The sequence below is a fragment of the Pseudomonas sp. ZY71 genome, assembly GCF_036542145.1.
Taxonomy (GTDB): domain Bacteria; phylum Pseudomonadota; class Gammaproteobacteria; order Pseudomonadales; family Pseudomonadaceae; genus Aquipseudomonas; species Aquipseudomonas koreensis_A.
Genome location: NZ_CP144274.1, coordinates 5,825,146 through 5,845,315, shown reverse-complemented (window position 1 = coordinate 5,845,315; position 20,170 = coordinate 5,825,146). Strand labels below are relative to the sequence as shown.

Sequence of the window (20,170 nt, the reverse complement as noted above, 5' to 3'; positions counted from 1 at the left end):
AATCGGCGGATATGACACTTTGATCAACCTTGGGGCGGTGCTTAACTGGATCTCTTGGTTGAGCAAAGGAGCCCGTCATGAACCTGCATCAGTTCGCCGAAACCCACGAAGTCACCAACCAGCCACCGTCGCTGGACGGCACCAACCTGTACCGCATCGACCTGCCGTTGCAGGAGTGGTCGCGGCGCTTTGGTGCTGGTTGGGCCGAGTCGCGGATCGATGCCTACGGCGCGCTCGCCGGCGGGCCGTTGATGGAAGCCGGGTTCCTCGCCAATCAGAACAAACCGGTGTTTGCCAGCCATGACCGCTATGGTCATCGCATTGATCTGGTGGAATTTCACCCGGCCTATCACGAGCTGATGCGCACGGCGATCGAGCATGGCCTGACTTCGCTGCCATGGGCGCATCCACAGGATGGGGCCCACGTCGCGCGCGCCTCGATGACTTACCTGCACAGTCAGGCCGAGGCAGGCAGCGGTTGCCCGTTGACCATGACCTTCGCCAGTGTGCCGGCGCTACGTTTGCAGCCGAACCTCGCTGAGCAGTGGCTGCCGAAAGTCCTCGCCACTGAATATGACCCGCGCAACGTCGGCATGGCGCACAAGGCCGGCGTGACCATCGGCATGGCCATGACCGAGAAACAGGGCGGCACCGACGTGCGCGCCAACACCACCAAGGCGTATCCGGTCGGCGCCAGTGGTCCGGGTCAGGCCTATGAACTGGTCGGGCACAAGTGGTTCTGCTCGGCGCCGATGTGCGATGCCTTCCTGACGCTGGCGCAGACCGACAAGGGCTTGAGCTGCTTCCTGCTGCCGCGCCATCGCCCGGACGACACGCGTAATCAGTTCTACATCCAGCGCCTGAAAAACAAACTCGGTAACCAGTCCAACGCCTCCAGCGAAGTGGAGTTCCGTGGCGCGCTGGCGTGGATGGTCGGTGAGGAAGGGCGCGGCGTGCCAACCATCATCGAGATGGTGGCGATGACCCGATTCGATTGCATGGTCGGTTCCAGTTCGTTGATGCGCCAGGCGCTGACTCAGGCCAGCCACCACTGCGCGCACCGCAAGGTCGGCGGCAAACTGCTCAGCGAGCAGCCATTGATGCAAAACGTGCTGGCCGATCTGGCCCTGGAAAGCGAAGCCGCGCTGGCCCTGAGTTTGCGCATGGGCAAGGCGCTGGATCATCTGGATGATCGCCACGAAGCGCAGTTCGCCCGGTTGGTGACGGCCGTGGGCAAATATTGGATCTGCAAGCGTGCGCCGGGGATGATCAATGAAGCGGCGGAATGTATGGGCGGCGCCGGTTATGTCGAGGACAGTATCCTGCCGCGTCTGTACCGCGAGGCGCCGGTGAACTCGACGTGGGAAGGCTCGGGCAATGTGCAGTGCCTGGACGTGCTGCGGGCCTTGTCGAAAGAGCCGGGCGTGCTGGATGTGTTGTTCAGCGAGTTGGGCGACGGGCATGGCGACAAGCGACTGGCTGCGCATATTCAGCAGTTGCAGGCGCAGTTCAAGGATACGAGCGACATTCAGTATCGGGCGCGGCAATTGACTGAAGATATTGCGCTGGGGTTGCAGGCCAAACTGTTGCTGGAAGCGGGTAACTCGGTGGTCAGCGACGCTTTCATCGCCAGCCGTCTGAGCGGTGGCGGCCGCGTCTACGGCGCCTTGCCGCGTGGGCTGGACGTCGAAGCCATCGTCGCCCGCTCAACCCCTCAGATTCTCTGCCCCCCCACACATCCCCTGTAGGAGTGAGCCTGCTCGCGATAGCGGTGTATCAGTCAATGCAAATGTCGACGGATAGACCGCTATCGCGAGCAGGCTCACTCCTACAGGGATCGGGTCTGCCTGACATATTGTGCGGTTGCCAACATGCCACTGTTCCCGTGACGCCACGATGCAGGCAAGATGAAGCTCTGCAAGTCAGAACACAGGAAGCTGATCGTGACCGAAGCGTTTATTGTTGTTCAAACCGCCGAACAAGCCGTGGATCGTCTGGCCGAGCTGCATGAGCGGGCCACCACTGCGCTGAACTCGGCGCTCAAGCGTTACCTCAAGGATCGCGTCGAACCCGACGCTGCGCAGCGTGCTCTGTTTCGTTATCCCGAACTGCGTCTGACCTATCACTGCCAGGGCGAAGTCCCGCAGACCACCCGCGCTTACGCCAAGGTGCAACTGCCAGGCACTTACAGCGTCACCGTCACCCACCCGGCGGCGTTCCGCAAATACCTGCTCGAACAACTTGTGCCGCTGATGCACGACTTCACAGTGACCGTGGAAGTCGGTGTCAGCCAGCAGAACATTCCGTATCCGTACGTGGTCGAGCAGGGTGATGAACTGGCCGGCTCCGGCGTCACCGCTGCGGTGCTGGCGCGGGTTTTCCCGAGTACCGATCTGTCCGCGGCCACCGATGGCATCGCCGACGGTCTCTACGACTGGGAAAACACCGATCCGCTGCCGCTGGCCTTGTTCGACGCGGCGCGCGTGGATTTCTCGCTGCGCCGTCTGGTGCACTACACCGGCAGCGACTGGCGCCATGTGCAGCCGTGGATTCTGCTGACCAACTATCACCGCTACGTCGACCAGTTCATCGTCCATGGTCTGGAGCAACTGCGCAGCGACCCGCGTTTCGTGCGCATGGTGTTGCCGGGCAACGTGATCATCGAGAAAGGCATGGATCACGGTGAGGCGTCGGCGATTGCTGCCGGTGTGGTCTGGCACCGTTACCAGATGCCGGCCTATCACCTGATCGCCAGCGATGGCCATGGCGTGACGCTGGTCAACATCGGTGTCGGCCCGTCCAACGCCAAGAACATCACTGACCACTTGGCGGTGCTGCGTCCGCATTGCTGGCTGATGATCGGCCACTGCGGTGGCCTGCGTCAGTCGCAGACCATCGGCGACTATGTGTTGGCGCACGCTTATATGCGTCGCGATGGCATTCTCGACCGCGTGGTGCCGCCGAACATTCCGATCCCGGCCCTGGCCGAGGTGCAAATGGCGTTGCAGCAGGCGGCGGCGAATGTCACCGGCGAAAAGGGCGACGATCTGAAAAAACGCCTGCGCACCGGCACCGTGCTGACCTACGACGACCGTAACTGGGAATTGCGTTGGGCGCAGGAACGGCCGTTGATCAACCTGTCCCGCGCTGTGGCGGTGGACATGGAAAGCGGCACGATTGCCGCGCAGGGTTATCGCCTGCGGGTGCCGTACGGCACGTTGCTGTGCGTTTCGGACAAACCGCTGCACAGTGAAATCAAACTGCCGGGTTCGGCCAACGCCTTCTATGAACGCGCAGTCAGCCAGCACTTGAAAATCGGCATCGAAGCGGTGGATCTGCTGCGCACCGAGCTCAACTCGCTGCACTCGCGCAAACTGCGCAGCTTCGACGAACCGCCGTTCCGCTGATTTGTTGATGGTCATTTAACGGTCAGGCTACTAGCATTGGCAGCCCTGACCGTTAGATGTTCTTTTCGCCATGTCCCGTCCTCCACGTCCACCTTCCCGCCGTCCTGGCGCGAAGCCTCAGTCTTCTTCTCCGCGCCGTGTTGCCAAGGCTCCACCGGCCGAGCCGAAGCTGATCCTGTTCAACAAACCGTTCGATGTGCTCACGCAATTCAGCGACGGTGAAGGGCGGGCGACGCTCAAGGATTTCATCGATGTGCCCGGCATTTATCCGGCCGGACGCCTTGATCGCGACAGCGAAGGCTTGTTGCTGTTGACCAACGACGGGCAGTTGCAGGCGCGCATCGCCGATCCGAAACACAAATTGGCGAAGACCTATTGGGTGCAGGTTGAAGGTGTGCCGACGGCCGAACAGCTGCAGCGTTTGCGTGACGGCGTGGAGCTGAATGACGGCATGACCTTGCCCGCCGAGGCGCGGCAACTGGATGAGCCTGAGCTGTGGCCGCGCAATCCGCCGGTGCGCTTTCGCGCGACCATACCGACTTCGTGGCTGGAGCTGGTGATTCGCGAGGGGCGCAACCGTCAGGTGCGGCGCATGACCGCGGCGGTCGGTCTGCCGACGTTGCGGCTGGTGCGGGTCAGGATTGGTGACTGGACGATCGAAGGGCTCGATCAAGGCCAGTGGAAGGAAGTGCCGGCGCGCTTATAACGCGCCGGATTCGATCAGGCCGATCACCACACTCTTGATGATGAACGCGGCCACGCCCAGGCCCAGCACGAAGAACAGAATGAACGAGCCAAAGCGCCCGGCCTTGGACTTCTTCGCCAGATCCCAGACGATGAAACCCATGAAAATGATCAGGATGCTGACCAGGCCGGTCATCATCCACTCTTCTAATAATGCTGGATCCATTGGATTTCTCCGGCGCGCATGCGGCTAAAAGGGCGCGGCGAGTATACGCCAAGGTTTGTGGGGTGGCATTGATCTGGGTCTGATCCGGAACTGTTGCCCTCACCCTAGCCCTCTCCCAGAGGGAGAGGGGACTGACCGGGGGATGCTTGAGAACTACACCGACTTGATCCAGAAGTTGTGAATCCATAATCGACTCAATCTTTCAGGTCGATGTATGACAGCAGACACCTCGGTCGGCTCCCTCTCCCAGAGGGAGAGGGGACTGATTGGGGGATGTTCAAGGAATACGCCGACCTGAACGTTTTGTTGTGAATCCATAATCGACTCAATCTTTCAGGTCGATGTATGACGCCAGACACCTCGGTCGGCCCCCTCTCCCTCCGGGAGAGGGCTGGGGTGAGGGTGCCTTTGATCAGTTGCGCAGGTGGGTCAAGGGCAGTTCAGTGCTGTTGAGCACCTGATTCAGTACGAAGCTCGAACGAACGCTGGTCACGCCCTCAATCCGGGTGAGGTGCCCAAGCAACAGCTTCTGATAGTGATCCATATCTGGCACCACCACCTTCAACTGGTAATCCGCATCCACCCCCGTCACCAGGCTGCACTCCAGCACCTGCGGCAACGTACGAATCGCCGCCTCGAAGTTTTCGAAACGCTCCGGCGTGTGCCGGTCCATGCCGATCAGCACATACGCCGTCAGGCTCAGCCCAAGCATCTTGCGATCGAGCAATGCCACCTGACGCGAAATGTAGCCGTCGTCCTCCAGCTGCTTGACCCGGCGCGAGCACGGGGAGGGCGACAGACCGATGCGCTCGGCCAATTCCTGGTTGGAGATGCGGGCGTCGCGCTGCAATTCCGCCAAAATGCTCAGGTCGTAACGGTCGAGTTTGCTCATCAATCTGTCCTTGGTTGTAACTATTGCGGCAGATTATCTATCCAGGGTTAAAAATTGCGCAAGTGGTGTTTATTTCAGCAATCTTCGCAATCCTCTGTCGCCGCCTCAGGCCTATTCTTATCACCAGAATCACTGCTCGGTAACACAGTCCACGCGGCCCGCCCTATCCGGCCTGCCGCGGCCGCCACCCTCACCGGGGTTGTGCCGGCCCCCGAGCTGCACACTGTCCAGAAGACGGCGTGAGGTGAGCCGACGTCAAAAGCGTCGAGCCAGGACGAAGTTCTCTAGAAGGGAGGCCGACGGGTCTCCCTTTTTTCTTGCCTGCGATTTCATGCCCTAGCGCTCAATAAATAAGTTGCGCGACTGATAACCTGTTGCAGAACCCGGTGTGTGTATTCCCGGTCTTAGTGACAAGTCCTCTTACATTTGCAGGCCCCGCAGTGAGAAAAAGCATGAAGTCGCGCATCTGGCGTCTGGCCGGTGTTGGTTTGCTGTGTGTGAGTGTCAGTGTGCAAGCGCTTGCCGACGAGCCGCAGAATCGCGGACCGGATGGCGGCGGCCACGGCCCGGACCATCAGGGCAATAATCAGGGCCATGGCGGCAACAATCAGCCGCGCCCGCAGAGCAATCCATCGCAGAATCAGCCGCAACAGAATCAGCCGCGTCCGCAGAACAACGAGATCATTCGTGGCGACAACAGCCGCCAGTTCGAGCACAACGGTCAGCAGCACAACAACAATGGCCAGTGGCAAAACCACGACCAGAACCGCCCGGCCTACAATCCCAACCCGGTGCGCCAGCCACCACCGCCACCGCAACTGCCGGCCAATAGCCTGCCGATCCAGCCACGGCCCGACGCCGTGCGTCAGACCCAGGAGCCGCGTCAGGGTTACTACCGCGACGAGCGTCCGCAGAACGGTTACCACAACCAGCAATGGCAGACCGGCAACCGGCCCAACGACAATCGCTGGCCGGGACGTCCCGACGGACACGGCAACGGTTGGGGCCCGGGTCCGCAATATCGGCCGGGGCATGTGATCGACCGTTTCCCGGATCGCGATTACCGCGTGCCGTATCGCGGGCAGGATTACTTCTTTTCCGGCGGTTACTGGTATCGCCCACAAGGCCCGCGCTACATCGTCGTGCAACCGCCGCGCGGGATCCGCATTCAGTATCTGCCGGATTACGCCCGTGAAGTGTGGATCGGTGGTTCGCTGCTGTTCCTCGCCGCCGGTTCCTACTACGCGTATCAGGAAGCGACGCAAGATTACGTGGTGGTCGAGCCGCCGGTGCAGCAACAGCCGCAGCCGCAATCCCAAGGCTATGACGTCGAAGCCTATCCAGCCAACGGCCAGTCGCCGGAGCAAGTGCAGCAAGACGGTTACCAGTGCTATCAGTACGCCGTGCAGCAAAGCGGTTTCGATCCGCGCACCGCGACCTATCAACCAGCGCCCGAAGTAGTGCAGGCTTACCGCCAGGCTCAGGGCAATTGCCTGAGCAGTCGCGGTTATCAGGTCAGTTACTGAAGCCGGGTTTGCGCCCGTTCAGATTTGACCACTTCCTGCGGGTCGGCGTGCACCAGCACTTCGGCTCGCGGGTAGGCTTTGTGAATGGCATCGGCGGCTTGATCGCTGATGCCGTGCGCCACTGACAAGGTCAACTCCCCCGGCAATTCCAGGTGCAACTGCACGAACCAGTGGTTGCCGGAGATCCGCGTGCGCAAGTCATGCGCGCCCAACACGCCCGGCACACTGCAGGCCAGTTCGAGCATGTGCTGACTGACATTCATCGGCAGCTCTTCATCCATCAGCACCGAAAAACTTTCCCGGGCGATCTGGATTGCGCTCCACAAAATGTACGCAGCAATGCCCAGACCGAACCACGCATCCAGTTGCTCAAAACCAAACCCGGCCAAAATCAGCGCAAGCAGAATGCTGCCGTTGAGCAACATGTCCGAGCGATAGTGCAGCGAGTCCGCGCGCACGGCGTTGGAGCCGGTCTGCTTGATCACCCGATGCTGCAACACCAGCAGCGCCGCCGTCAGCAGCAACGAAAACACAATCACACCGATGCTCAGCCACGGTGCGCCGATCGGCTCTGGCGTCTTCAACCGTTCGAACGCCTGAAACGCGATCAATACCGCACTGCCGCCAATGAACAACGCCTGCGCCATGCCCGCCAGCGATTCCGCCTTGCCGTGGCCATAACGGTGATCGTCATCGGCCGGGCGCAGCGCGTAATGCACCGCCAGCAGATTGAGCATCGAAGTGACGCCATCCAGCGCCGAGTCGGTGAGGCCGGCGAGCATGCTCACCGAACCGCTCAGCCACCAGGCGATGGCTTTGGCGACGATCAGCGTGCACGCGACCGCCACCGAGGCGCGGGTCGCCAGCCGCAGCAGGCGGGCGTGTTCGGGGCTGGATGTCATTGAACGTCCTTTTTAAGCGGCGGGTTGCAGGCCGAACATCGCCAGTTGCTGCGTGCTGCCCTTGTGTTGAATCAGGCGCGGATCATCCAGTGGGAAATCTCTGCCCAACTCGCTTTCGAGAATAGCCTGCAGCTTGTGATTATCGACCTGACCGTCCGGGCCGATGGCTTGCTTGAGTTTGGCCGGGTCGATCTGCGCGGTGTGGCCGGGTTCGAAGTAGATCGCGCCGGTGGCAAAGTCGACGGCAAACGCGATCAGGCCGGGGATTATGTAGAAGAGCAGGCCTACGGCGTCGAGTACTGCAATCGCCGGGTCGATCTTGCCGTCGATCTGACCGCGCCGGTCCGGGTAGAAAATCGAACCGCACGCGGTGATTTGCGTGAGCAGGGTGGCGACCAGTACACCGCCGATCAGGCGAAAAGGTAAGCGCATGGGAAAATCTCCTGAGTCATCTGATAACGAAGCTTCGTCTTGTGAAGTTAAGACCCTGACGAACGCCAAGCAGTTCGCCGTTATACTCGCCGCTGGCAGGGCGTGCCCAAAGTAAATTGCGGCCTCGTCTCACCCCTACCGAAATACGTTGAGGATTGAAGTTGTTTTCTCCAGATCGACACCGCGTGAAGGCCAACGAATCCTATCGGGGTTCGGCCCTCCGGGCTAAAGCTGTGAGCGCGCCATGCTGCGTTGCGGGACTTGGCAAGGAAACGACCCTTACCTGCGTCCCGCGCCTTGCCTGGCACGCTCACAGCTTTAACGCGACTCGCAATTTACTGTGGGCACGCCCTGGGGAGCCAGCATGAATTCTTTGCCAATCGATGAAGTTTTACCCGCCCTGCGTGAAGCCTTGGCGACGCGCCACGAAGCCGTGCTCGAAGCACCGCCCGGCGCCGGTAAAACCACCCGCGTGCCGTTGGCCTTGCTCAATGAAGCGTGGCTGGCCGGGCAGACCATTCTGATGCTTGAACCGCGCCGTCTCGCCGCGCGTGCAGCCGCAGAAAGATTGGCCAGCGAGTTGGGCGAGAAGGTCGGGGAAACCGTTGGTTATCGCATTCGTCTCGACAGCAAGGTCGGCCCCAACACACGCATCGAAGTGGTCACCGAAGGCATTCTCACCCGGCGCTTGCAGGACGACCCGGCGCTGGAAGGCGTGGGTCTGCTGATCTTCGACGAATTTCACGAGCGCAGCCTCGATGCCGATCTGGCGCTGGCCTTAAGTCTGAACGGTCGCGAGCTGTTCCGAGCTGAACAGCCGCTGAAGATTTTGCTGATGTCGGCCACGCTCGAAGGCGAGCGTCTGGCCGGGTTGCTGGATGATGCGCCGATCCTGCGCAGCGAAGGGCGCATGTATCCGGTGACGATGCGCTGGGGCCGGCCGTTTCAGCCCGGCGAATACATTGATCAACGCGTCACCCAGACCGTACTCGAAGCGCTGCACGACGAAACCGGCAGCGTCTTGGTGTTCCTGCCGGGGCAGGCGGAAATCCGTCGCGTCCATCAACAATTGGTCGACGCCATTGGGCAGCGCAGCGATGTGTTGCTGTGCCCGTTGCACGGTGAACTCGACCTCAATGCGCAACGCGCGGCGATCGATCCGGCGCCGGCCGGTCAGCGCAAAGTGGTGCTGGCGACCAACATCGCCGAGACCAGTCTGACCATCAACGGCGTGCGCGTGGTGATCGACGCCGGGCTGGCGCGGGTGCCGCGTTTCGATCCCGGCAGCGGCATGACGCGTCTCGATACTCAGCGGATTTCCAAGGCCAGCGCTACTCAGCGTGCGGGCCGGGCAGGGCGACTGGAGCCGGGTGTTTGTTATCGCTTGTGGTCGCAGGATCAGCACGAACAGCTGGCGGCGTATGGCAGTGCGGAAATTCTCTCGGCGGATCTCGCCAGCCTCGCGCTGCAACTGGGTCGTTGGGGCGTGACGCCGGGCGAACTGGTCTGGCTCGATGTCCCGCCAGCGGCGGCTTATGCCCAGGCGCAGGATTTGTTGCAGCGACTTGGCGCGCTAGAAGGCGAGTCTCTGACGACTCATGGTCAGGCCATGGCCGAGTTGCCTGCGCATCCGCGCATCGGCCATTTGCTCCTGCGCGGTCAGGCGTTGGGTCTGGCGAACATGGCGTGCGATGTCGCCGCGTTGCTCGGCGAGCGCGATATCTTGCGTGGCGCCGGGGCCGATCTGCACAGTCGTCTGGTGCTGCTTTCCGGCGAAGAGCGCGCCGCCCGTGGTGCGCAGGGCGGGGTGCAGCGCGCAAAGCAACTGGCGCGGCAATATCGCGGGTACCTGCGCGGCAAAGCGAGTGAGCCGGTCAGTGATCCTGAACATCCGCGCTGGCTCGGCGCGTTGCTGGCGCTGGCCTATCCGGATCGCGTCGCGCAACAGCGGCGTGCCGGTGGCGCTGAATATCGTCTGGCCAACGGTCGTGCGGCGCTGTTCGCCGAAGCGGACAGCCTGATGAAACAGCCGTGGATCGTCATCGCCGATCTTGGCAGCCGTCAGGGCCAGCGTGAGGAAAGGATTTATCTGGCAGCGGATTTCGATCCGGCGCTGTTCGATTCGGTGCTGGCCGAACAGGTGCGCAACGTCGATCAACTGGATTGGGATGAGCGCGAAGGTGTGCTGCGCGCCGAGCGTCAACGCAAGGTCGGCGAGCTGATTCTCAGCCGCGAGCCGCTGACCGGTCTCGACGAAAATGCGCGCAGTCAGGCGCTGGTCAATCTGGTGCGGCGCAAAGGTCTGGAGTTGCTGCCGTGGACGCCGGAACTGCGGCAGTGGCAGGCGCGATTGGCGCTGTTGCGGCAGTTGGAATTGAACCATCAGGACGACAGTCAGTGGCCGGATGTCAGCGACGCGACGTTGCTGAACACCCTCGAAGATTGGCTGATGCCGTATCTGGGCAAGGTCTCGCGGCTCAGTCATTTTGCCAATCTGGATCTGTCGAGCATTGTGCGAAACCTGCTGCCATGGCCGTTGCCGCAAAAGCTCGATGAGCTGGCGCCGCATCATCTGAGTGTGCCGTCGGGCTCATCGATTCGTTTGGACTACAGCGAGTTTCCACCAATTCTCGCGGTGCGTTTGCAGGAATTGTTCGGGTTAGCCGATACGCCGCGCATTGCCGGTGGGCGGCAAGTGGTCAAATTGCATCTGCTATCGCCTGCGCGGCGACCGGTGCAGGTGACGCAGGATCTGGCGAACTTCTGGCGCAGCACCTATGCCGAGGTGAAGAAGGATTTGAAGGGGCGTTATCCGAAGCTATCACGCAACGTTCTCCAAGTAGCTTAATCACGCAACGAATAAGGATTGACATTTCTCTTGAAAATCAATCGCTTAACGTTCATCATTGACACTTCTGTTGGGGTGGGGTGTCTTGGTGGCCGCTTTCGAAAATCTGGCTCATGTAGGCCGGTTGGTTGTAATACCGCAAGTTCGTGAAGCTTTTGCGGATCTTCATTTCGGTCAAGAGCCTGCTGGTTCATTGCCTGTCACAATCAATGGCGTCGATAGTTCAGTTCATGGCTTCCAAGCAAACGAGTTGCTCGGTGACGCAATATCTCGAAGTATTTTCAATCTGCCGTTTCTGTTTCATCGCAATGGTGAGCCTTGGATTGAAGCTAACTCATACATACTTAATCTTGTCAGGGACAAGCACTCGAAAAGTCGCCCAACAGATGAGGCAAGGCGTAAAGCAAGCCGTCTGCTTGATTATCTGATTTTTTGCGAAAGCAACAATATTGATTGGCTTGATTTTTCGGGAAAGCGGATAACTCAAAGACCAACCTATCGGTATCATCGCCACCTGATAGATATGCCGGAACGCGGTGCGCAGGTGGCTAACCAGTATACCGGGGTTGTTTATAGCTTTTACAAGTTTGTATCGAACAACTGGCATGAAATTGATATTGAACGTGTTGATACCGTTCGTGAGATAAATTTTTATATTGAAAATAAGTACGGAATAGCGACACAAATTACGGTAGAGAAAAGAAGCCAAACCCAAAGCTATAATAAAACAAAAAATGTGCCGATGGGGTTTGTAGACGATGAAGGTGAATGCTTAAGACCTCTAGCAAACGTGCAGCTTGCGCAGCTCATAGATATTATCGAGTTAGATAATTGGAGCGCTCAAGAACGCCTGATCATACTATCGGCAGTAATGACGGGGGCCAGAAAGCAAACCGTATTAACTCTTCGTGTCAAGCATGTAGAGGCTCTGCAAAAAAGCAAGCTTCAATCCGACGGGTCGTATCTTCTAAACGCAGGGCCAGGAACGGGGATTGACACCAAAAATAGCAAGCCTCAGATCCTGCACGTTCCCAAGCAACTAGCTGACGATTTGATAACATACGTCAGAAGCCCGTATGCAAAAAGACGTCGGCAAAAGTTTCAAGCTGCTTATGCGATGAAATACCCGGAACTTGAAGCAATAGCAGAAGATGAGATGTACGTATTTCTGTCGGAGCAAAACAATTGCTATTACATGGCATCTACCGACCCTCGCTATCCTTTTGCCAAGTCTAGGCCGCTGGGTGCGGTAACCGATACTTTAAAAAAGAAGATCATGCAAAGTGCTTCCACGGAATTTCCAAAGGATTTCACTTATCACTGGCTGCGAGCTACATTCGCTTATCAGCTATATCAGCGTTTAACGCCAAGACTTAAGGATGGAAGCTTGCAGCCTGGTGACGAAATTTCGATCATACAATCGCGCTTGCACCATGAGCGTCGAGAGACGACGGAGAACTACCTGAAGCTCTTTACAATGATTCCTGAGAAGATTCTCGCTCAGGAGGATTATGAGAATGCCTTGTTCAAACTTTCCACTTACAGTGATTTGATTCTAGTTGATAATAATGTCTAATAATATAAAGGCTAGAGGAATTCAAGTCATTGATTTATCGCACATGGGTAACCAAGCAGACATTCTGCATCCAGAACTTCTAGCTTTAAAGCTTTCTCATCGAGTTAGCCCATTCGATATAGGCGTCTGCGCCTACACCGTTCGAGGGCGAATTGATAAAATCACCGGTGGATATTCGGTCAACCCTGATTCTCTTATTAACAGCAGAAAAAATCTCATAGTCGCTCTGCTAGATGGCTATTATGTTAGGGGACTAACGCACAAAAGCATCGAAACAGATTTTAAGTACGTTGATTACGGCATTACTTGGTGTGACGCCAACGGGCACAGCGACGTATATTGTAATCCCGAGGCGGCCAGGGTTTCATATTTAGATTATACGAACTATCTCTTTCAAGAGATTCTCAAACCAGCAGGTATGGCTCCCTTAACCGGTCAGCAACGACAGCAAGCTTTAAAGCGGACACTTCAACTCCAGTTTCCTAACGATTACGAATATATCGTAGCCGGAGTTTCGCGCATAAAAGCTAGAAAAGAAGGTTTGGAACCTCCTGAGGATGATGATGTAAAAAAGTACATCGATATCGTTTTGAACATTGCGCTGACTTTTTCTAGATTCTTAGTGGACGTAGCTCCATTCCCAATGCAATTTGAAACCAAGGAATATCGTACTCATTTTTTTCCTGGTAATGGAAGGTATATTACGCCCTATTCAGAGGGTGAGTATGGTTTTTCGGCGTACAATTATCGCGACGGTCGGCTCTTAACGCTTGAAGAACTGAGGCACGCCAAACCAAAAACACGTTTGCCAGATCATCGCGAATCTCTTGATCGTGCTCAAAAACTTATCGATAGTTGCAATGCCGACTCTCATCATCCGTTCAGAATGAAAATCGCTGCTTTCGCGATGAGAGCATATGCTTGCCTGATAAATCTTGTTGTAGGGGCGAATTCGGGGGAGGTAATCAATTTTCTCTACGATGATGCAATCGAGCTCGTGAAATCCCCATTAAAAAAAGAGCTCACCGCGACGAAGTTAAGAGCGAAGGGGTTGAAGGTTACGTATCCCATCGGAAGGGGGCCGGGCATGCAACTTCTGCGTGAATATCTGAAGTTTAGAGATTGGATCCTTGATGGCTGCGAGTGTGAATATCTGTTTTTCAATGTGCTCGATAGATCGGGACGTTCCTCTGCTGAGTTCGTACCGCTTGAAAGTAGATTTTCAACCAAGTTTTATAATCAACTTCAAGGCGTTTTCGTTCCTGAGGATTCAAAGAATATTCCTCCACAGCTTGTTCGGAAGTTTAAAAGCCTGACGCTACAGCATTTGAAGCACTCGCCGCTGTTGGTGAGTGCGGTGATGAATCACAGTGAGCGCACAAATGCTCAGTCATATTCTGGTACAACGGTAACCAATCAGAAAGCAGAGTTTTCAAATTACTGGGCTGCAGTAAAAAAAGCTGCCGAAAGGGTCAAAAACTCTGACCAGAAAGGGATAACTTCAATCGCTGTTGGTCACTGCGACGAGATGAATAACCCCAGCAAAGACATTCCCGTCGTCGCGATTGAGCCCGATTGCAAAACCCAGTATGGATGTTTGTTCTGTATTCACTATGTTGTGCACTCTGATGAGACTGACATCCAGAAGCTGATGAGTTTCCAATATGTGATCGAGGTAATCAGGGAGAATGCACCGAATTTTGAGTATTCGGAAGAAACGTTTAAGGACGTGGCGATTCGCATAGACGCTATTCTCGATGCGATTTCTGAGAGATCGGATGCGTCCGCTGATTTGGTAAAAATAATGAAGAAAAAAGTTTTTGACTTGGGAAAACTGACTCCGTTCTGGGAAAGTCGCCTCCAGCGTTATGAGAAAATGGGAATTTATATTTAATGGCCGAGTTCTTTGAAAGCCTGGACAAAGGTATTCTCAATTTTGAAGCAGCAGCGCTTATCCCAGTCGATCCTACTTGGAGACCATCTGATGATTTTGTTATCTGTCGGGACGCGGATGGAAAGGTCACGGCTACATATGGTGGGATTAGATGGGATCTAAACCCCATCCGATTAAAGGCAAATACAATTTCTGCAATTGGTTTTGATACAATTTTTGAAAAGTCTTTCGCTGATCAGGAACCGCTTATTCAAGAGGTGCGGTATCTCTTGTTTTGTTTGCTTTTCTACGTTGAAAGCGGCCAATTGGGTCGGATTAGTGCGAGTATGCTTTATCAGTATTTCATGACGTTGCGTACCGCCGCACGTTTTTGTTACGGCTTCAAGGACAATCCTTTAGTAGGCGTTATTAGTCTGCAGGAGTTGTTCAGTAATCCGGCATACCTGAATGCGTACCGGCATTGGATGGACAAGGATGAGATAGGCGGAACTCAACGAAAATTGACGGGCGCCCTAATCTCCCACATGGTCGCCATTGGTGAGGCTCGGCTAGGTTACAAACTTCACGGTGTTTTTGACTTCGATTTCGGTGGGGATGAAAAAGCTCAGCAACACCCTGTGATCCCCACTCGGATTTATCTTGATGTTATTAACTCATTGGGAGACTGGATGGATGTGCTATATATCCATAAAAACCCGATAGAGCGATTCTTGAAGTGTTTTGAACATGAAGGCTATGCATACACCATCAACTATCAGAAAGTGATCAACAAAGATACAAGTTTTTTTCAGCCAGAGTTTGATCAAGCAGTAAAAAATCATAAACTTAAAAAGGTTTTTACTGGTGACTTATCCTGCGAGGGGAGGGGCGTTCTGTCATCGGCTGTCTTGAAGATTCAGTGGATTTTGAAAACGGTAATACACGTTTACACGGGTATGCGTGATCAAGAAGTGATGCGGTTGCCTTATAAATGTCTTGGAGAGGAGGAGGTTGTTTCCGCTACTGAAGATGACGAAGGCACGGTTCGTGATAAGCCGATGATCGTGAATGTAATTTCTAGTACGACAAAATTCACTGGATACCGAAAGTCCGCGGCTTGGTTAGCTACGGATGAGGTCGTCCGTGCTGTCGAAATTGCCCGCGCCATTTGTCGTGCAATCTCCCATCTGTTCGGCGTGAATCACGAGGATATGCCGCTATTTCTCAATCCTGCGATCATCAATAGGGCAGATACAAAAATTGGTGTGTCGAGTTGGAACGAGGTATCCAAACCCCAGTTTCTACTGACCCGTTACATCATTCAACCAAATGACCTAGAAGAATTGCAAGCCAGCGATCCCACTCGTGATTTTGCAGGCGATGATTGTTTTAAAGTTGGGATGCCTTGGCGGCTTACCAGTCACCAGTTTCGCCGCTCATTGGCATTTTACGGAAGCAGCACAGGATTCATTTCCCTTCCGAGCCTTCGCAAACAGTTTAAGCATCTGTCCACTCAGATGACGCGATACTATGCGAACAATTTCGAGAGGCTGAAAACAATTTTTGGCTACTACGATGAAAAGTTAGGTGATTTTGTTTTGCCAAAAAACCATGTCCTCTTTGAATATCAAACAGGCGTTCCTATGAATATTGCCTATGACTTGCTATCTCATGCATTCGGTGATGAAGCTCCGCTATTCGGAGGCGTAGGTAGTTACATCTCTAAACAGCGTGAGAAAATGGCTAAGGGTGATATTCATCTCGTGGATCTGAGAGAAGAAACTGAAAAACAAGCTGAAGACGGAAAGATTTCTTATCGGCCAACCTTTTTGGGTGCGTGTACCAAAACCGGTAAGTGCGAAACTTTTCTTCTAGGCGAGATCACTCCCTGCTTGAGTTGCAAGGATGGAATCCTCGAGCAAGATAAGCTCGAGAGTGCAATTGCCGATGATGAAGCAGATCTGGCTCTGTACGAGCCTGGTTCGGGCGAATATCAAGTAATTGAGACTGAGTTGCTCAGCTTGAAGAAATTTCACCAGCAATTCATTCCCGTACACGAGGTCTATTGAAATGGCAGGTAGTGGAATTAAAGCTTGTGAGGACGCTTTCGAGCGTCTGAAAGTGGGCAAACCTAACCTCGCGGTTCATGTGGGGCTAGACCCTTCCAAGATCACTGCAGGAATCGTCAGCTTTGAAGCGGGTTTTGATCGAGGCTATTTGAAGAAAAATCGGCCCACTCATAAGCCGCTCATTGCGCAGATTGAGGCTTTCCGAACCAGTTTCGGAACTGCGAGTGCCTCTAAGGCGCAGCAGATTAAGCGTGCAAATGAAAAGGTGGACAAGGCTCGTAGCGAGCTTGAAATTGTCCAAGAGCAGCTTTATCAGGTCATGACACAGAACGTCCAACTCGTCGAAAGGGTTCGATTCTTGGAAGTCGAAGTGAAGAAGTTTAACAATGTGAGTGAGATCAAGCCCGGATCTAAACGTCGCCAAACCACATAAGTTAGGTCATTGACGCTGCATCCACCCGACACCCGGTAATCCATGCAGCGTATTCACTTACCACCGTATACTTGCGTTCTAATGTTCGGAGTTAGCATGAGTACGTTGCCAATCGATGCCGCCTTACCGGCCCTTCTAGACGCGTTGAATGATCGCAATGAGGTCGTTCTACAAGCGCCTCCCGGAGCCGGTAAAACCACGCGAGTGCCGCTAGCGCTTCTTGGTGAAGAGTGGCTTAAAGGGCAGACCATCGTGATGCTTGAGCCTCGACGTCTTGCTGCCCGCGCTGCTGCGGAACGTATGGCGAGTGAGCTTGGCGAAAAAGTCGGAGGGACGGTTGGCTACCGTATTCGGCTTGAGAGCAAGGTAGGGCCGAAAACTCGTATCGAGGTCGTGACCGAAGGGATTCTTGCCCGCAGGCTGCAGGAGGATCCGTCACTTGAAGGCGTGGGCCTGGTCATCTTCGATGAATTCCATCTCCGAAATCTTGATGCGGATTTGGCCTTGGCGCTGACGCTTAATGGGCGCGAGATGCTACGAGACGATGTCTCTCTTAAAGTGTTGCTGATGTCCGCAACGCTGGAAGGTGAGCGGCTCTCTCGATTGCTCGACGATGCCCCCATTGTCACCAGTGAAGGCCGTATGTACCCGGTCACGACGATCTGGGGAGCTCCTTATCAATCAGGCGATTATCTTGATCAGCGTGTGGTTTCGACATGCTTGGATGCTCTGGAAGACCAAGGTGGAAGTCTCTTGGTGTTTCTACCTGGGCAGGCCGAAATACGACGAGTGCATCAGTCTCTGAAAGATCGCTTGGGTGATCGAGAAGACGTTCTGTTGTGCCCTTTGCATGGAGAGCTCGAGCTACCTGCACAACGAGCTGCGATTGATCCACCTCCTGCAGGAAAGCGAAAGGTTGTCCTTGCTACCAACATCGCTGAGACCAGCGTGACTATCGAAGGTGTTCGAGTAGTAATCGATTCGGGGCTCGAGCGTGTGCCTAGGTTCGACCCGCGCAGCGGGATGACCAGATTGGACACACAGCGGATATCGAAAGCGAGCGCGACTCAACGAGCGGGACGAGCGGGTCGTCTCGAGCCTGGTGTTTGTTATCGCCTGTGGTCAGAGATCCAGCATGATCAACTGCCAGGCTATGGTACTCCAGAGGTACAGCAGGCCGACCTTGCTGGACTAGCTCTGCAGCTGTCCAGATGGGGCGTGCAGCCCACTGATCTCAAATGGTTGGATGTTCCGCCTGCCGCTGCCTACTCCCAGGCTTGTGACCTTCTAGTTCGCTTGGGGGCTCTGAGTCATGATTGGAAGCTCACGAAGCATGGGCAAGATATGGCGGAATTGCCTGCGCATCCGCGCATAGCCCATCTGCTTCTGCGAGGTCATGCTTTCGGCCTTGGACATCTCGCATGCGATATCGCCGCTCTACTGGGGGAGCGTGATATCCAGCGTGGCGCCGGTGCGGATATCCACAGTCGCCTTGCAATCGTCTCTGGAGAGCAGCGTGCCGAGCGTTCCGAGCAAGGCGGTGCGCAACGTGCTAGGCAGCTTGCCAAGCAATACCGTTCTTATCTGCGCGGCCCCATTGTCAATCCGGTGACTGATCCTGAGCACCCTCGGTGGGTGGGAGCTCTATTGGCCCTGGCATACCCCGACCGTGTCGCTCAACAACGTCGCCCTGGTGGTGCTGAGTATCGTCTCGCCAATGGCCGTGCAGCCATGTTTACCGAAAGCGATGTGCTGATGAAGCATTCATGGTTGGTGATCGCTGATCTAGGTAGTCGCCAAGGCCAGCGTGAAGAGCGTATTTATTTGGCGGCGGACTTCGATGAGGGGCTGTTCAAATCCGTTTTGAAGGAGCAAGTCCGTCAGGTGGATGAGCTGGATTGGGATGAGCGAGAAGGCGTGCTTAGAGCGGAGCGGCAGTTGAAAGTCGGGGAGTTGATTCTTTCCTCTGCGCCTCTGGCAAACCTTGATGAAGAAGCTCGCGTCCAGGCGTTGATCAATTACATCCGGCGTAAGGGAATTGAGCTCTTACCTTGGACTCCAGAGTTACGCCAGTGGCAAGCGCGTGTGGCGCTTTTGCGGGATCTGGATTTGGAGAAGGGGAGCACAAGTGATTGGCCAGATCTTCGTGACCAGGTGCTTCTGGAATCTCTAGGGAAGTGGCTTGCTCCCTACATCACGAAGGTAACCAGGCTCAGCCACTTTGGGCAGATCGATCTTTCATCCATTCTGCGCACCCTTTTGCCCTGGCCTTTGCCGCAGCAACTCGAAACGCAGGCGCCTCAGACGATCTCTGTGCCCTCCGGATCGAATATTCGAATCGACTACAGCGAGCGGCCTCCCGTATTGGCTGTGAGGCTCCAGGAGTTGTTTGGCCTTGCGGACACGCCGCGCATTGCCAATGGACGTCAGGTACTCAAGCTCCATTTGTTATCGCCAGCGCGACGTCCTGTGCAAGTCACCCAGGACTTAGCAAACTTCTGGAAGTCGACGTATGACGAGGTCAAGAAAGACCTTAAAGGCAGATACCCCAAACATTTTTGGCCTGACGACCCTTTGATCGCGGAAGCTACCGCACGAGCTAAACCGAGAGGAACATAGCTAAGCTTCAGGCAATTTATAGGCATTGTATTTTAACTCCTGCGAAAGGAGAGCTCCGTTTACCGGTTGGCTGTTGATGGAGCGAAATGGAAGGTCTGTGCCCTAAGGATCAGTCTTTCTGCCAATACCGCTGAACCGTAGATGTGGGCAGCCCAAGTTCACGGGCAGCTTCCGCTTGGGTCTTGCCCTGCTTTTTCAGGTCAATCACAGCACTGACGCTCTGGGCGTTCGCTCGTGTGCCACGAGCGCGCTTTTTCAACGCGCCATCCTGCATCTGATCCTCCATGATTTTGAGCCCCCCCGACTCTATGAAGCAAAGGAGCTCCTTTTGCGCCTTCTGCAACTCGCACTCGGGGGACTCTTTGTCACGGATCGCCAAGCACAACGCCATGAGCGTAAGAAGGTTGATACCGAGCGTATCGGCCACTTTGACAAGGGTCGGCAGCGTTGCCTGGATTTTCCCTTGTTCCAGCAAGCTCAGGTTGCTCTGGCTGATAGTCCCTGCAAGGGCTTCATAACCTAATCCTTTCAGTCGCCGGATGGTGCGCAGGGTGATGGCTAGCTCTTCCTTCACGTTCAGTTTCTCAAAAGGAAGGATAGAGCCACAGCTGTGACGGCCCACCAAATATCATTTATTGTTATTAGTGGGTTGCTTGCTTATCATGTCCATTAAATGGGCGGCG

The 20,170-nt window shown here is 55.5% G+C and carries 15 protein-coding genes; 10 read left to right on the top strand and 5 right to left on the bottom strand.

All coding sequences use genetic code 11. From position 1 onward, the window contains the following. The first annotated feature begins 77 nt into the window (after window positions 1-77). The 3 genes from VY732_RS25935 to VY732_RS25925 all read left to right on the top strand — a co-directional run bounded on the left by VY732_RS25935 (window position 78) and on the right by VY732_RS25925 (window position 4,113). Window positions 78-1,748, top strand: coding sequence for an acyl-CoA dehydrogenase family protein (locus tag VY732_RS25935; protein WP_331692524.1), 1,671 nt, complete (start codon window positions 78-80; stop codon window positions 1,746-1,748). Between the two features lie 159 nt (window positions 1,749-1,907). Further along, complete coding sequence (gene amn / locus VY732_RS25930) at window positions 1,908-3,407, top strand: AMP nucleosidase (protein ID WP_161986511.1); 1,500 nt, start codon at window positions 1,908-1,910, stop codon at window positions 3,405-3,407. A gap of 70 nt (window positions 3,408-3,477) precedes the next feature. Continuing rightward, complete coding sequence (locus VY732_RS25925) at window positions 3,478-4,113, top strand: pseudouridine synthase (protein ID WP_116029843.1); 636 nt, start codon at window positions 3,478-3,480, stop codon at window positions 4,111-4,113. On the opposite strand, the gene VY732_RS25920 is transcribed toward VY732_RS25925, so the two are convergent. After that, the gene (locus VY732_RS25920) at window positions 4,108-4,317 is read right to left on the bottom strand and encodes a DUF2788 domain-containing protein (RefSeq protein ID WP_007909655.1); all 210 of its coding nucleotides are present in this window, start codon (window positions 4,315-4,317) and stop codon (window positions 4,108-4,110) included. The genes VY732_RS25925 and VY732_RS25920 overlap by 6 nt on opposite strands. Before the next feature lie 412 nt (window positions 4,318-4,729). Next, complete coding sequence (locus tag VY732_RS25915; RefSeq protein ID WP_008081091.1) at window positions 4,730-5,209, bottom strand: Lrp/AsnC family transcriptional regulator; 480 nt, start codon at window positions 5,207-5,209, stop codon at window positions 4,730-4,732. 452 nt (window positions 5,210-5,661) lie between these two features. Between VY732_RS25915 and VY732_RS25910 the strand changes: the two genes are divergently transcribed. Beyond that, the gene (locus tag VY732_RS25910) at window positions 5,662-6,735 is read left to right on the top strand and encodes a DUF6515 family protein (RefSeq protein WP_331692522.1); all 1,074 of its coding nucleotides are present in this window, start codon (window positions 5,662-5,664) and stop codon (window positions 6,733-6,735) included. Here VY732_RS25910 and VY732_RS25905 read toward each other — a convergent pair. Both VY732_RS25905 and VY732_RS25900 read right to left on the bottom strand, forming a co-directional pair. Further along, window positions 6,729-7,637, bottom strand: coding sequence for a cation diffusion facilitator family transporter (locus tag VY732_RS25905; protein WP_077574648.1), 909 nt, complete (start codon window positions 7,635-7,637; stop codon window positions 6,729-6,731). The two genes, VY732_RS25910 and VY732_RS25905, sit on opposite strands and share 7 nt — an antisense overlap. Before the next feature lie 12 nt (window positions 7,638-7,649). After that, window positions 7,650-8,069 carry a hypothetical protein gene (locus tag VY732_RS25900; RefSeq protein ID WP_016986146.1) on the bottom strand — a complete coding sequence of 140 codons (420 nt, stop codon included), beginning with the start codon at window positions 8,067-8,069 and terminating at the stop codon, window positions 7,650-7,652. A gap of 364 nt (window positions 8,070-8,433) precedes the next feature. Here VY732_RS25900 and hrpB (VY732_RS25895) point away from each other — a divergent pair, with 364 nt between their 5' ends. The 6 genes from hrpB (VY732_RS25895) to hrpB (VY732_RS25870) all read left to right on the top strand — a co-directional run bounded on the left by hrpB (VY732_RS25895) (window position 8,434) and on the right by hrpB (VY732_RS25870) (window position 19,487). Continuing rightward, complete coding sequence (gene hrpB, locus VY732_RS25895; RefSeq protein ID WP_331692521.1) at window positions 8,434-10,917, top strand: ATP-dependent helicase HrpB; 2,484 nt, start codon at window positions 8,434-8,436, stop codon at window positions 10,915-10,917. Between the two features lie 88 nt (window positions 10,918-11,005). After that, a complete protein-coding gene (locus VY732_RS25890) occupies window positions 11,006-12,493 on the top strand; it encodes a site-specific integrase (protein ID WP_331692520.1) in 1,488 nt (495 codons plus the stop codon). Between the two features lie 43 nt (window positions 12,494-12,536). After that, the gene (locus VY732_RS25885; RefSeq protein ID WP_331692519.1) at window positions 12,537-14,387 is read left to right on the top strand and encodes a hypothetical protein; all 1,851 of its coding nucleotides are present in this window, start codon (window positions 12,537-12,539) and stop codon (window positions 14,385-14,387) included. Next, the gene (locus VY732_RS25880) at window positions 14,387-16,435 is read left to right on the top strand and encodes an integrase (RefSeq protein ID WP_331692518.1); all 2,049 of its coding nucleotides are present in this window, start codon (window positions 14,387-14,389) and stop codon (window positions 16,433-16,435) included. Before VY732_RS25885 ends, VY732_RS25880 begins: the two co-directional genes overlap by 1 nt. Window position 16,436: 1 nt before the next feature. Beyond that, window positions 16,437-16,868, top strand: coding sequence for a hypothetical protein (locus VY732_RS25875; protein WP_331692516.1), 432 nt, complete (start codon window positions 16,437-16,439; stop codon window positions 16,866-16,868). Window positions 16,869-16,964: 96 nt separating this feature from the next. Continuing rightward, on the top strand, window positions 16,965-19,487 hold the full coding sequence (gene hrpB / locus VY732_RS25870) for an ATP-dependent helicase HrpB (protein WP_331692515.1): 2,523 nt from the start codon (window positions 16,965-16,967) through the stop codon (window positions 19,485-19,487). Window positions 19,488-19,596: 109 nt separating this feature from the next. Here hrpB (VY732_RS25870) and VY732_RS25865 read toward each other — a convergent pair whose 3' ends face one another. Beyond that, window positions 19,597-20,109 carry a helix-turn-helix domain-containing protein gene (locus tag VY732_RS25865; protein ID WP_331692514.1) on the bottom strand — a complete coding sequence of 171 codons (513 nt, stop codon included), beginning with the start codon at window positions 20,107-20,109 and terminating at the stop codon, window positions 19,597-19,599. Between the last annotated feature and the right edge of the window lie 61 nt (window positions 20,110-20,170).